We start from the raw sequence: 13,743 nt of genomic DNA, 5'->3' as shown, positions 1-13,743 counted from the left end.
CTGTCATATTTCAGTGTTAGGCTGGCGCGCTTTTTTACACACAGATAATTTTTCTCTTACTATCGATACGTTTCGAAAAGAGGTTTCAGGGCATCCATGAAAAAGCAAACACTCTCGATTGCTGTTGCAGCAACTCTTCTCTCTGGCTGTGCTCAATTAACACCAGAAAACCAAGTTGATCTGATGATCACCAACGGTCAAGTTCTGACCATTAACGCCGATATGGACGTGATCGACAATGGTGTCGTTGTCGTTAAAGATGACACCATTGTGGCGATTGGTGGGCAGGAACTAATTGAACAATACCAAGCAAAACAAACTATTGATGCAGACGACGGTATTGTACTACCTGGTTTTATTAATGCTCATAACCATTTGCCAATGATAGCCTTTCGTGGCCTTGGCGAAGAAGGGATTTCCAATCGTCTGTTTGCCTACTTCTTCCCGTTAGAAGGCGAAAAGCTCAGCCGAGAGCTGATTTATAACGCCACAAAACTCGGCACTATCGATCTCGCTCAAAGTGGCGTAACGACCTACGCCGACATGTATTACCATATGGATGAAATGGCCAAAGCGACCAAAGAAGTGGGGCTGCGCGCGGTATTAGGTGAGACAGTGATAAAGTTTCCCGTCGTTGATGCCAAAGAACCCTATGGTGGCATCGAATACGCGGAACACTTTATCGATACATACAAAAACGATCCACTGATCACTCCAGCTTACGCACCTCACGCCGTATACACCGTTAGTAAAGAAAAGCTGCAACAAATCAATCAGCTGTCAAAACAACATGATGTACCTGTACTGATCCATGTTGCCGAGTTCCCGAATGAGCAGGAGCGCATCAAAGAGGAGCACAACGCCAAATCTCCGGTTGATTACTTGGCACAGATTGGCGCACTGGATGAACGCACCGTTCTGGCTCACGCCATCCACCTATCAGAACAAGATCAACAACTGATCAAACAGGCTGATGCAGGTGTGTCATACAACCCAATGGCCAACGCCAAAGGTGCAACAGGTATTGCCCCAGCATGGGAGATGTATCGATCTGGTATACGTATGGGGCTAGGTACAGACGGGCCAATGAGCTCCAATCAAGTCGATCTCTGGCGTACGCTCAGCTATTCCGCCAACATGCAAAGGCTGAAGCATAACGACCGTACCATCATGATTCCTCAACAAACCATTGAGCTGGCTACCATCGGCGGCGCAAGAGCCCTACATATGGAAGACCAAATCGGTTCATTGGAGAAAGGTAAAAAAGCGGACATTATTATTGTAGAAACACAGTCTGCGAACATGATGCCAAACTATGACCCGTACGCGACTTTGGTATACCAAGCTAACCCAAGCAATGTTTCAACTACCATAGTCAACGGACAGGTCGTCATGCATGAAGGTGAAATGGAAACCGTGCAGTTGGACGACATTCGCCATAGCGTTGAAGCCTTCGAAGCCGATATCAGTGAATTTGCTAAAGAACTGGCCAAGAAAGCGATTAAATCAAAAAGTTTAATGGACTAAATGTACTGGCAGAGCTTTGCGTAAGCCCTGCCCATACCGAAATGTATTGATTCAACTTAATTGCTGCAAAAACCGTTTTGCGTGTCGAGGGCTAGTCAGACGAATAAAACGAATATGCTGGTAACGCGGGTTTGTCATATCTGCTAGATAGCGTTGGCGATTAGAATGGTACGTTTTCAATGTCCATAGAATGATTGAATCACGGCTGAAAAAGGATTTCACAATATTCTCGGTATTCCCTGTCCCGGGCCACAGCTCTTTTTGCGTCAAGCAGCGATACACTGCTCGTGTCACTGCTTGATACAGCGTTCTTAACCTTGAGTAATCAACCCAGATAACCGTGTCCACCTCTTTCCACTTTATTTCACGGCTACGATTGTAATTACCGTCCAGCACCCAATACGGCTGCTGAGTGGCCTCCTCTATCTGAGCAAAAAACTCATCATCACTCGACTCTTGCCAGTCGGCTTTCCAAAATAATCGGTCCATTTCGATGTACGGATAATTCAGTGTTTGTGCTAGTTGACGGCTGAAAGTTGACTTGCCGCTGCCACTGGTTCCCACAACATTTATCTTGTGCATAGCAACTCCCTGAATATCAGTTTCAAAAAAGGGGCGCGAGTAAAACACTTTATTAACAATCGCGCAAGAAAAATGGTTAGAATTTTGCGCCTTATACTTCACTTCTGTGGTTATCGACCTTGCCAATGCTAGCCACGTGTATACAAAGTGCAGTATCATTGTTTTATTAGGGAAATAAATAGGTTGAGGGTGACAAGCCGCCTATGGCAAATCTAAAAAATTCTGTGGCGAAAAACATTAAAACAAAAGTCGCCGGTCAAACGCAGGATGACGTGGTCTATTGCCACATCTTCGATGCGATACTTGAGCAACGGTTGCCACCAGCAACCAAACTGAATGAAGAAGCTTTAGCAGAGATCTTCAGCGTGAGTCGAACCATCATACGCCGAGCCTTGCTCCGATTGTCGATGGAACAGGTGGTCAGTATCAGGCCGAATCGCGGCGCGATGGTATCAGCACCGACCAAAGAAGAAGCGAAACAAATAATCAAAGCGCGTGAAGTCATGGAGCTTGCCATTATTGAGCTTGCCGTTGAACATGCAACCGCACCAAAGATAGAGGAATGCCGACGCTTGGTAGAGAAAGAAAACGAGGCTTTCGATAACGGTGATTACGGTAAAGGACTTCGACTATCTGGGGAATTCCACATTAAGCTGGCCGAGATGGCAAACAACGCCCCATTGCTCGCGTTCCAGAGAAGCTTAGTGTCGCAAACATCACTGCTGATTGCCCAGTATGAAACTGGCAACCATTCAAACTGCTCTCAGGACGAGCATACCCAGTTGCTAGATACGATTGAATCTGGCGATACTGAGCAAGCTATCAGCCTAATGGAAGAGCACTTATCTCATATCCGTTCCAAGCTAAACCTTGATAGTAATGCAGCTTCAAACGACCTACATGTCGTCTTTTCGGATCTATTGAAGAACAAATAATCAACTGATTTTGCATTACCTAAGTCCGGCGTCCTGTCGGACTTTTCATTTCTCACCATCAATATTGTACACAAAATAAAATACAATATTAAATTTCTTTACGTTAAAATTTTTTACGTCAACACAAACTTTAAAATCATTATATTCATAGACTTACCTTTCCAACACCCTCGTTACTGACATTTTTACCAGTCACCTTATGTTGCAATATTGTAAAATTAAAGTTGACCTTACAGTCAAATTATCCAATTATTGACCCAAAGGTCAGAAAATTATTATTGGAACAATAGTGTCAATGCACAAGGAGGTCTCTTGATTACTTTCCTACTCAATCAAGAACTCAGACAAGAGAGTGAGCTGTCGCCAAATATGACAGTGCTGCAGTACCTGAGAACACACGTACAGAAAACAGGTACTAAAGAAGGCTGTGGTTCGGGCGACTGTGGTGCCTGTACCGTGGTACTCGGTGAAGTGGTCGAAGGCCAACTTCAGTATCGCTCGGTGAATTCCTGTCTGACGTTCGTATCCGCACTACATGGTAAGCAGCTGATTACCGTTGAAGACTTGCAGAACAAAAACAAGCTTCACCCAACTCAGCAAGCGATGGTCGATTTCCACGGTTCTCAATGTGGTTACTGTACTCCAGGTTTTATCATGTCGATGTTTGCTCTGAGCAAGAACAAACCTGCGGCGAACAAGGAAGATGTCATGGAGTCTCTGGCGGGTAACTTATGCCGCTGTACCGGGTACCGCCCTATTGTTGACGCCGCTTTGTCTCTGGCTTCTGATAAACCTTTGATGGACCAGTTTGTTGAGCTGGAAAAAGAGACCATTGCTCGACTAGAAGCTCTTCAGGGACAACCCGCCAGTCTGAGCCAAGGCAACCTAACAGCGTATATCCCTCGTAGCATTGACGAACTGGCTCAAATTTACACTGCAAATCCAAAGGCCAAGCTGGTTGCTGGCGGTACTGATTTGGCTCTTGAAGTCACCCAATTCCACCGCGAGATTGAAACTTTGATCAGCGTAAATCTGGTTGAAGACATGAAAGTGTGTGAAGAAAGTGACGATGCTCTGCACATTGGTGCTAACGTTGCGATCAGCGATGCCTACCAACTTCTGACTCAACATTTCTCTGATTTTGGTGAGCTGCTGCATCGCTTTGCTTCTCTTCAGGTTCGTAATCAGGGCACACTGGGTGGCAACATTGGTAACGCCTCCCCTATCGGTGATGCGCCGCCGCTTTTGATTGCACTGAATGCACAAGTGAAATTGCGCCGTGGTAAGCAGACCAGAATCTTGCCGATTGAAGACTACTTCATCAGCTATAAAGTCACCGCTCAGCAGGAAAGTGAATTTATCGAGCAAGTGATTATTCCTAAATCAAAAGCGAACGAAACCTTCCGTGCTTACAAGCTTTCCAAGCGTCTAGACGACGATATTTCTGCGGTTTGTGGCGCATTCAATATTGAGATTGAAGACAATAAAGTCATCAATGCCCGCATCGCTTTCGGTGGTATGGCGGCAACGCCAAAACGTGCAACGCACTGTGAAAATGCGCTATTAGGCAAAGAATGGACACAAGCAACCATTGATGCCGCGATGGCTGAAATCCATAACGATTTTGAGCCATTGAGTGACTTCCGTGCCAGCAAAGAGTACCGCTCAATGACAGCAGCGAACATGCTGCGTCGCTTCTACATCGAGCAGACTCATCACAACAACCAGATCGAAACAAGGGTAACGTCTTATGTCTAACGCACATCATCAGACCATGACTCAAGAAGAGATGGTCGCCATCGTAAAGCAGGATCTGAAAACCGGCGTTGGTAAAAGCGTAAAACACGACAGCGCTCCGAAGCAGGTCACAGGTGAAGCGGTTTACATTGATGACCGCTTAGAATTCCCTAACCAGTTGCACGTGTATGCACGCCTGAGCACCCAAGCTCACGCAAAAATCACTAAACTGGACATTTCGCCGTGTTACGAATTTGAAGGCGTTGCGATTGCCATCACCCACGAAGACGTACCGGGCCAGTTGGATATCGGTGCCATTCTGCCGGGTGATCCACTGCTTGCTGACGGTCTGGTTCAATATTACGGCCAGCCAGTACTTGCCGTTGCCGCAGATGATATGGAAACGGCACGCAAAGCCGCGCAAGCCGCCATTGTTGAATACGAAGCCCTACCGCCAGTGCTCGACATAAAAGAAGCGCTTGAGAAAGAGCTGTTTGTCACTGAAAGCCACCAGCAAAAACGCGGTGACTCAGCGGCTGCACTCGCCAAAGCAAAACACGTGATTGAAGGCGATCTAGAGATTGGTGGTCAGGAACACTTCTACCTTGAGACTCAGGTCAGCAGCGTGATGCCAACCGAAGATGGTGGCATGATAGTTTATACCTCGACACAAAACCCAACTGAAGTACAAAAGCTGGTCGCCGAAGTACTTGGGGTCTCGATGCACAAAGTCGTGATCGACATGCGTCGTATGGGCGGCGGTTTCGGGGGTAAAGAAACGCAAGCCGCAGCGCCAGCGTGTATGGCTGCAGTCATTGCGCACCTGACTAAACGCCCGACTAAGATGCGTCTGCCTCGTATGGAAGACATGACCATGACGGGCAAGCGTCACCCATTTTATAACCAGTACAAAATCGGATTTAACGATGATGGCGTCATTGAAGGGGCAGACATCATCGTAGCGGGTAACTGTGGTTACTCTCCGGATCTGTCGAGCTCGATTGTCGACCGTGCCATGTTCCACTCAGACAACGCGTATTATCTGGGTGATGCTACAGTGACAGGTCACCGCTGCAAAACCAACACGGCGTCGAATACGGCTTACCGTGGATTTGGTGGCCCGCAGGGGATGATGACCATTGAGCATATCATGGATGAAATTGCCCGCTATCTGGGTAAAGATCCACTCGAAGTCCGTAAAGCGAATTACTACGGTGGTGAGGGACGTAACGTCACTCATTACTACCAGACAGTTGAAGATAACTTCCTGCCAGAAATCACTGAGCAACTTGAACAAAGCAGTGACTATCACGCACGCCGTAAAGCCATCGCTGAGTTCAACAAGCAAAGCCCGATCCTTAAAAAAGGTCTGGCGATCACACCAGTGAAATTTGGTATTTCTTTCACTGCGACTTTCCTGAATCAGGCTGGTGCGCTCATCCATATATACACCGATGGCAGTATTCATTTGAATCACGGTGGTACGGAAATGGGTCAGGGTCTGAACATCAAGGTGGCGCAAATCGTTGCTGAGGAGTTCCAAGTAGATGTTGAACGTATCCAAATCACCGCTACCAACACAGACAAAGTACCGAACACATCACCAACCGCGGCCTCATCGGGCGCCGACCTCAACGGTAAGGCCGCCCAGAACGCCGCACTGACCATTAAACAGCGTCTGATCGACTTCGCTGCCAGTCACTACAAAGTGTCTGCAGAAGAAGTGGTGTTTAAAAACGGTATGGTCGTGATTCGTGATGAAATTCTGACCTTTGAAGCCTTTGTTCAGCTGGCCTATTTCAACCAAGTATCGCTATCGAGCACTGGTTTCTACCGCACACCAAAAATCTACTATGACCATGAAAAAGCGCGTGGCCGTCCGTTCTACTACTTCGCGTACGGTGCCTCTTGTTCAGAAGTCATTGTGGATACTCTGACAGGCGAATACAAAATTCTGCGTGCAGACATTCTGCACGATGTAGGGGCTTCTCTTAACCCAGCAATTGATATTGGCCAGGTCGAGGGCGGCTTCCTGCAAGGTGTAGGCTGGCTGACCACAGAAGAGCTGATCTGGAACGAACAAGGTCGTCTGATGACCAACGGGCCTGCCAGCTACAAGATTCCGGCGATCGCCGATATGCCTATCGAGTTCCACACTCACCTTCTGGAAAATCGAGCCAACCCAGAAGATACCGTGTTTAACTCCAAGGCTGTCGGTGAGCCGCCATTCATGCTCGGCATGTCAGTCTGGAGTGCACTGAAAGATGCCATTGCCTCAGTTGCCGTTGAAGGTGCTATACCTAAATTAGATACGCCAGCAACACCAGAGCGTGTGTTGATGGCAATCAATGAGGTAACGCAAACGCAACAACAAGTGGCAAAACCGAACACGCAAGAGGTTTAAGCGGTTATTCAAGGGTTTACCGTTCAAGGAGAGACATATGTTTAAGGACAATTGGATTCATGAACTGGCACAGCTAGAGAAAAACAGTGAACCTTGCGTGATGGTGACCGTATTGGAAGACCGTGGCTCAGTGCCACGGGATGCGGGCACAAAAATGTTGGTCACTCGCGACCGTTTGATTGCCACCATTGGTGGTGGTCATCTGGAGCACATCGCCACCAAAATGGCGCGTGAAATGCTGCTCGCGGGTGAACGTTCACTGAAAGTAGAGCGCTTTAATCTCGGGGCTCGCTTAGGTCAGTGTTGTGGCGGAATGGCAACACTGAGCTTCGAGCCAATTGGCACCGCGCAAAAACATCTAGTGGTATTCGGTGCTGGCCATGTTGCCAAAGCCCTTTTACATATCGTCTCGACTCTCCCTTTCCGTGTCACTTGGATTGATGAGCGTGAAGACGTATTCCCTGACGAACTCCCTCGTAACGTAACCAAACTGGTGAGCGATGATCCGGTCGCTGAAGTGCGTGACATGTCACCAAACAGCTACTATCTGGTCATGACGCACAATCATCAACTCGATTTTGAGTTGGCAAAAGCCATCATCGATCGCGACGACAGCGCGTATTTCGGCATGATAGGTTCGCTAACCAAACGTAAAAAATTCGACATGCGTTTGGCGCAGCGCGGCTATAACCAGCAACAAATAAATACGATGATTTGCCCAATTGGAATCAGCATGGTGAATGGAAAGCATCCTGCTGAAATTGCGGTATCGGTTGCGGGTGAATTAATCGCACACTATCAGGGAATTTCGCTTGAAGAAAAACGCCCTACGCCACACAGTAAAGAAGAACAACTGAGCGATTCATCATTGGAAGAGAAAATCGCCTAGCCCCAAAGAGGGCCTTTAAAGGAAGTAAACATGACAACTCAACGTAAAGCTTATCGTGCAAGCCTTCTGCACAGTATTGCTGACCCCAAAGACGTCGGACTGGAAAACTCGTATCAGTTTTTCGACGACGGTCTTCTCGTGGTAGAAGACGGCCACGTCGTCGATATCGGTGAGACAGAAGAGGTGCTTAAAAGGCAGCCAAAGAACCTCAACATCACCGAATATGAAGACAAGCTGATCACATCAGGTTTTATTGACACCCATATTCATTATCCGCAAACCGGCATGATCGCCTCCTACGGTGAGCAACTGCTCGACTGGTTAGAAAACTACACCTTCCCAGAAGAAAGACGCTTCAAAAATCCGGTTTACGCGCATAAAGTCGCGAAGCTGTTCTTCAATGAGCTAGCGAGTAACGGCACCACCACAGCACTCGTGTTTGGTACAGTACATAAAGAGTCGGTCGACGTATTCTTTGAAGAGGCAGAGCGCCGCAACTTGCGTATGATCGCAGGTAAAGTCCTGATGGACCGCAACGCACCAGACTACCTGACCGATACACCAGAATCTGGTTATGAAGCGTCTAAAGAGCTGATTGAAAAATGGCACAACAAAGGCCGACTGCTTTATGCGGTTACGCCCCGTTTCGCCCCAACCAGCACACCGGAACAGCTGGCGACTGTAGGTAAACTTCTGGAAGAATATCCGGATGTGTACATGCATACCCACCTTTCAGAGAACAAGAAAGAGATTGAATGGGTACTTGAACTGTTCCCAGAACACGACTCTTATCTGGATGTCTACGACCATTACGGGTTGCTGCATAAGCGCTCTGTGTTTGCTCACGGTATTCATCTTTCTGATTGTGAATGTCAGCGTTTGGCAGAAACTGAATCGGCAATTGCCTTCTGTCCAACATCAAATCTGTTCCTTGGTTCTGGTCTGTTCAAACTACCTAAACTGGAAGAACATGGGGTTCGCGTCGGTATGGGCACCGATGTCGGCGCTGGTACCAGCTTCTCGATTCTTGAGACAATGAGTGAAGCGTATAAGATCATGCAGCTTCAACAGGAGAAACTGCATCCATTGAAATCCCTGTTCTTAGCAACACTGGGCGGCGCACGTTCACTCCACCTTGAAGACAAAATTGGTAACCTTGAAGTGGGTAAAGAAGCGGACTTTGTCGTGCTGGATTTACATGCAACTCAACTGATGCGTTTCCGAATGGAGCAGGCCAAAACCTTGGAAGAGAAGCTGTTTGTGCTGATGAGCCTTGGCGATGACCGCACTGTTTCTAAGACGTACATCTATGGCGAGAAAGCCTATGACACAGAGGGACGCATCGACGCAAAAAAGTTCGCTAGTTAGCCTTAAGCGCCTCTGTGCCACAGAGGCGCTTACCATTCCTTATGCGTATCTCTCTAACATCCCCTTCAACCACTCCAACTTAAATGGTTTAGAAAGCACATTATCAAACCCTTGCTCTAAATAGTTTTGTACATCACTATCAAATGTATTGGCAGTCAAAGCAATAATCGCAGTGTCTGGAGCCAAGTTATCCTGCTTTATCTGTTTAAGAGCTTCTAACCCATCCATTATCGGCATTTGTATGTCCATGAATATTATGTCAAACCGCTCTCGTCTCAATAAATCGATGCACTCTTGGCCGTTATTAACTGTTGTTACATCGGCTTGCAAGGTCGCCAACATTTTTTGAGCAACAATTTGGTTCATGCGAATATCTTCAACCAACATGACGGATACCCCTGAAGCATTTTCCTCAGGTATCGTATTCTTTTGTGGTAGCAAATCCGCTTGTTCAAGTACAGGGAGACAATGAAGCAAACTGAACAAGTCATAAGGTTTACTTAATAGGGTCATATTTTTTCTCGTGGGCAGCGTTATATCAATGTTGCCGTACACAATGAGCTTTGCTTCATCCGGGCAATTCACGTGCTTCAATGTTGTTTCCAGCGTGTCATTTGAGCTCAAATAACACAACACCGTCGACCCTTGAGGATCGTACAACCCTGCCCTATTTAACTCTTCGATAATAAAATCAGCCGCATCATCGTTATCCGCAATCACTCTCACTGTCCCCGTTGCTCGGTTATCTTCTAATAGCGGAGTTGACTCAATGACATCAACGGGGATTTCCACCTTAAACTCACTGCCTTTCCCTAACGAACTCTCTACACTGATTTCCCCCCCTAATAAAGAAACTAGGGACTGGCATATTGGCAACCCAAGCCCCGTGCCTCCGTACTTTCGGGTAATAGAGTCATCAGCTTGAGTAAACTCTTGAAACACTTTGTCTAACTGCTCTTGGTTCATACCAATCCCAGTATCTCTGACAACAATATTTAATTTCTCAGCTTGCGAATTAAGGGATATTTGAATATCAACATGGCCTGACTCCGTAAATTTGAGCGCGTTGTAGCCGAGGTTGTTGATGATTTGTACAAGCTTGGTTTTATCCGACCTTATTTTGTAGTTTCGCTCTGAAAATGCTGAGAAGAATACATCCACACCTTGCTGCTTATCGAAGTTGATGAATACCGTTTTGGACACATCTATCAGTTCACTAATAAAGAACTCATCGCTTTCTAGCTTGGACTTTCCTTGCTCTATCTTGCTCAGGTCTAGAACGTTATTAATCAGCTTGAGGAGGTGCTCTCCCGAGCTATTAATCATTGAGAGAAAGTGTTGGGTTTGCTCATCTGAAGCTTGGTAGTATTCTTTCTGACTCAAACCGATAATCGCATTCAAGGGAGTGCGCATTTCATGTGACATGTTGGCAAGAAATCGTGCTTTAGCCATAGAACTCTGCTCAGCATTGCGCTTCGCTTCTTCCATAACCTTGGTTCTTTCCTCTAAATCTTTAGCTAGCTGAGTCTGACTCAAATACATCCTAGAAATAACACCAATTATCAGCATAGAGCATAAGAAAATGATGCCTAAGTAGACATATTGTTTGTTATAGAAAGACTCTTTGAAATCGAGAAACTCAATCTGCTGACGTTGTACCTCAGCAACAAAATCTGCTAGGTAAATGTTCAAGCGTGAATAGGTACTATCAATTTGTTCCACGACTTGATCCGTACCCTCGCCGCTTGCCTGCGTTAGTTTGTCGATAGCATCAAAGACAGATGTAATCTCAGCAATGACTTGCTGAAGTTCCTCTAAGTTACCAAACTTGTCATGCACTCTCTGTGTTCTCTCCGCGAGAAGATCCTGTAGGATACTCGACTTATAAACTCTTGATGTAAACTTGAGCTTTGACAGGCTTTTCTTATTTTTTAGTGCCGAGAAAGACAGTACTTCAGATTTGACAAATAATAGCTTTGTTTTAGCAGAGATGTTGTTGTTAATGATGGTGACATAAGGTTCAGAGGCAATGTTTTTGATCTCTGAAACAGAATAGAAAACGTAGCCGATAACCACGATAAGCACAGCGCACAGCGCTGCAACAACCACAACAAAATGGCGCCCTCTATTCCAAAACCTCTCCATATGGGTCACTCAATAACAATCTCTCGAACCTGCCACACGGATAAACTGTAAAACAGATCCGTTTGTATTTCAGGATGGTCGGTGAAGGGAAAAACAACAAAAAATGGGCCTTTGTCATCAATGGTCATTTTAATACCATCTTCGTGTGTCGCGAGCAAGACACCATACTTCTTGATGTCTGATACTGGAATACTGACAACGTATTCATCCCAAGCTATCACTTTTACTGTCGAGCCTTGCGCTCCGACATAATCCAGTAAGGCGCTCAATGTTGGCCCTTGGTATTCAACAACATTAGACACAACATGGTTACTGGTCTTAATCACCCCATGCTCAAGTTGCTTTATCATTGCAGAATCAAATTCCACACCATCAGCAGTATTGGACTGAGTTATATCTCCAGAGACCCAAAGTATAGGGTCACCTTCCGGCACGGGTAGCGCATAAACCGTACTGGCTAACACCACTCCAATAACCAAAATGCTGAACCGTGTTGCCTTGCGCATAGAGCCCCCTTAACTATCTTTGAAACCATTCATACTATTTATCATTATTCAGGTTCAGTATAGACAAGGATTGATTAAATGCCTCTTCAAGCCTTTGAAGTAGCGGCAAAAGATAAATATCGAGACAAACAGTGTAAGAAAAATGTTTGCTGCATAGCCACGATTTCAATGAGAAGGTTTAAAGCCGCTTTAAAGGGGTTCAACAATCAGGAAGATGCGAGCTCCTCTAATTATCCCTAATTTAGCATTAATACACTTTTTCTTTGTTATCAACACACTGCAAAAATAGAGTGCTTCCCGATTAAAATTTCGCCTCCACGCTCCATGCTGAACCCGCAATTTATACTATTATCAATAGTATCTATACGTGCAAAAAACCAACGCAAATAGGGGATGTGACCATGGTAATCAGAACAAAAATTGCAACATTTATTGCGCTGTCTCTCCCCTCAATATCCTTCACCGCTTTTGCAGAGAAGCCTACATTTGAAATGAGCCAGCTCATGTTTGACGCACAAAATACCTGTATCGTTCGATTTGATGATTCAGTCAGCAAATTTGATGTTGAAGGTCGTGCGCGTGGCATGCTGGTGGCAGCAAATGCGCAAGCAAAACACATTTACAAACACACGATCAAAGGGTTTGCAGTCAATATGTCTTGTGATAAAGCCAAGTCGGCTTTTGCATCAGATTCTGATGTTATTAATTTTGAGCAAGACAGCTTGGTGTTTGCCATCGCCCCACCACCGGGAAAAGGTAAAAACAAAGATGAGGAGCCAAATGAGCCACCAGCGCCTCAAACCACACCTTGGGGAGTTACACGTGTCGGAGGAGCTGGCGATGGTAGAGGCTTCACTGCTTGGGTGATTGATACAGGTATCGACCTCGATCATCCGGATTTGAATGTCGACGAATCCAAAGGCTTCACTGCCTTTTCAAGTGGTCCAGATAGTAACTTTAATGATCGGCACGGGCACGGAACGCATGTAGCAGGTACGATTGCCGCACTCGACAATAGTATAGACGTTGTCGGTGTCGCTGCAGGTGCAACAGTAGTACCAGTAAAAGTACTCAATAGAAGAGGCTCAGGCACCACATCTGGTGTGATTGCGGGTGTGGATCACGTCGCTGCGAATGCATCCGATGGCGATTGTGCCAATATGAGTCTAGGCGGGGGCTTTAGCCAAAGCCTCAATGATGCAGTAGCGCGTCTTGCAACTCCAAACGAACCTGCTGGCTCAAACCCAGCTACAATTCACGTGTCTCTAGCAGCAGGGAATGAGTCACAAGATGCAAGTAATGTTTCTCCAGCTAGTGCAGAGGGAGGCAACATCTACACCATCTCTGCGATTGATTCCAACGATAACTTCGCTTCATTTTCCAACTACGGAAGCACTGAAGATGGACGCCCTGTTGATTATGCCGCTCCTGGGGTTGGTGTCTTATCGTTGCGAGCTGGCGGAGGTACAACAACGGCCAGCGGCACTTCTATGGCAGCCCCCCATGCATGCGGGGTACTTTTGATGGGTTCTCCTAGCAGCGATGGTACTGCCAATAGTGATCCAGACAGACACCCAGATCCTATCATCCACCTTTAACAATTTGAGTTCGCTTCTCTTCGTCCGTTTTCTTGTAAAGAACACGGACGTA

At 46.3% G+C, this 13,743-nt stretch carries 10 protein-coding genes; 7 read left to right on the top strand and 3 right to left on the bottom strand.

Annotated features, from left to right (window positions below; all coding sequences use genetic code 11):
• Window positions 1-96: 96 nt before the first annotated feature.
• On the top strand, window positions 97-1,527 hold the full coding sequence (locus L1D23_RS18010) for an amidohydrolase (protein WP_239869580.1): 1,431 nt from the start codon (window positions 97-99) through the stop codon (window positions 1,525-1,527).
• A gap of 51 nt (window positions 1,528-1,578) precedes the next feature.
• Here L1D23_RS18010 and L1D23_RS18005 read toward each other — a convergent pair whose 3' ends face one another.
• A complete protein-coding gene (locus L1D23_RS18005; protein ID WP_239869578.1) occupies window positions 1,579-2,109 on the bottom strand; it encodes an AAA family ATPase in 531 nt (176 codons plus the stop codon).
• Between the two features lie 203 nt (window positions 2,110-2,312).
• On the opposite strand from L1D23_RS18005, the gene L1D23_RS18000 reads away from it, so the two are divergent.
• The 5 genes from L1D23_RS18000 (at window position 2,313) to guaD (ending at window position 9,442) form a co-directional block, all read left to right on the top strand.
• The gene (locus L1D23_RS18000) at window positions 2,313-3,044 is read left to right on the top strand and encodes a GntR family transcriptional regulator (protein WP_239869569.1); all 732 of its coding nucleotides are present in this window, start codon (window positions 2,313-2,315) and stop codon (window positions 3,042-3,044) included.
• Between the two features lie 312 nt (window positions 3,045-3,356).
• On the top strand, window positions 3,357-4,802 hold the full coding sequence (gene xdhA, locus L1D23_RS17995; RefSeq protein ID WP_275667360.1) for a xanthine dehydrogenase small subunit: 1,446 nt from the start codon (window positions 3,357-3,359) through the stop codon (window positions 4,800-4,802).
• Window positions 4,795-7,185: a xanthine dehydrogenase molybdopterin binding subunit gene (gene xdhB, locus L1D23_RS17990; protein WP_239869553.1), complete on the top strand. Its 2,391-nt coding sequence runs from the start codon at window positions 4,795-4,797 to the stop codon at window positions 7,183-7,185. The genes xdhA and xdhB overlap by 8 nt, the downstream gene beginning before the upstream one ends.
• A gap of 37 nt (window positions 7,186-7,222) precedes the next feature.
• Window positions 7,223-8,074 (top strand): xanthine dehydrogenase accessory protein XdhC, encoded by an 852-nt coding sequence (gene xdhC / locus L1D23_RS17985; RefSeq protein WP_239869551.1) that lies wholly within the window; start codon window positions 7,223-7,225, stop codon window positions 8,072-8,074.
• 30 nt (window positions 8,075-8,104) lie between these two features.
• On the top strand, window positions 8,105-9,442 hold the full coding sequence (gene guaD, locus L1D23_RS17980) for a guanine deaminase (protein ID WP_239869541.1): 1,338 nt from the start codon (window positions 8,105-8,107) through the stop codon (window positions 9,440-9,442).
• A 39-nt stretch (window positions 9,443-9,481) separates the two neighbouring features.
• Here guaD and L1D23_RS17975 read toward each other — a convergent pair whose 3' ends face one another.
• Together L1D23_RS17975 and L1D23_RS17970 are read right to left on the bottom strand one after the other, a co-directional pair.
• Window positions 9,482-11,587, bottom strand: a complete 2,106-nt coding sequence (locus tag L1D23_RS17975; RefSeq protein WP_239869539.1) for an ATP-binding protein — start codon at window positions 11,585-11,587, stop codon at window positions 9,482-9,484.
• 5 nt (window positions 11,588-11,592) lie between these two features.
• On the bottom strand, window positions 11,593-12,093 hold the full coding sequence (locus tag L1D23_RS17970) for a hypothetical protein (RefSeq protein ID WP_239869530.1): 501 nt from the start codon (window positions 12,091-12,093) through the stop codon (window positions 11,593-11,595).
• A gap of 401 nt (window positions 12,094-12,494) precedes the next feature.
• Between L1D23_RS17970 and L1D23_RS17965 the strand changes: the two genes are divergently transcribed.
• Window positions 12,495-13,691 carry a S8 family serine peptidase gene (locus L1D23_RS17965; RefSeq protein WP_239869520.1) on the top strand — a complete coding sequence of 399 codons (1,197 nt, stop codon included), beginning with the start codon at window positions 12,495-12,497 and terminating at the stop codon, window positions 13,689-13,691.
• The last annotated feature ends 52 nt before the right edge of the window (window positions 13,692-13,743 follow it).

The organism is Vibrio sp. Isolate24 (assembly GCF_022398215.1).
In the GTDB taxonomy this organism is placed as follows: Bacteria; Pseudomonadota; Gammaproteobacteria; order Enterobacterales; family Vibrionaceae; genus Vibrio; species Vibrio coralliilyticus_A.
Note: the sequence above shows the minus strand (reverse complement) of the source record. Positions and strands in the feature narration are given on the sequence as shown.

What these genes read in the sequence shown, in the direction of transcription:
- L1D23_RS18010 (WP_239869580.1), top strand. Translation starts at nt 97, where the DNA reads ATGAAAAAGCAAACACTCTCGATTGCTGTTGCAGCAACTCTTCTCTCT.
- L1D23_RS18005 (WP_239869578.1), bottom strand. Translation starts at nt 2,109, where the DNA reads ATGCACAAGATAAATGTTGTGGGAACCAGTGGCAGCGGCAAGTCAACT.
- L1D23_RS18000 (WP_239869569.1), top strand. Translation starts at nt 2,313, where the DNA reads ATGGCAAATCTAAAAAATTCTGTGGCGAAAAACATTAAAACAAAAGTC.
- xdhB (WP_239869553.1), top strand. Translation starts at nt 4,795, where the DNA reads ATGTCTAACGCACATCATCAGACCATGACTCAAGAAGAGATGGTCGCC.
- xdhC (WP_239869551.1), top strand. Translation starts at nt 7,223, where the DNA reads ATGTTTAAGGACAATTGGATTCATGAACTGGCACAGCTAGAGAAAAAC.
- guaD (WP_239869541.1), top strand. Translation starts at nt 8,105, where the DNA reads ATGACAACTCAACGTAAAGCTTATCGTGCAAGCCTTCTGCACAGTATT.
- L1D23_RS17975 (WP_239869539.1), bottom strand. Translation starts at nt 11,587, where the DNA reads ATGGAGAGGTTTTGGAATAGAGGGCGCCATTTTGTTGTGGTTGTTGCA.
- L1D23_RS17970 (WP_239869530.1), bottom strand. Translation starts at nt 12,093, where the DNA reads ATGCGCAAGGCAACACGGTTCAGCATTTTGGTTATTGGAGTGGTGTTA.
- L1D23_RS17965 (WP_239869520.1), top strand. Translation starts at nt 12,495, where the DNA reads ATGGTAATCAGAACAAAAATTGCAACATTTATTGCGCTGTCTCTCCCC.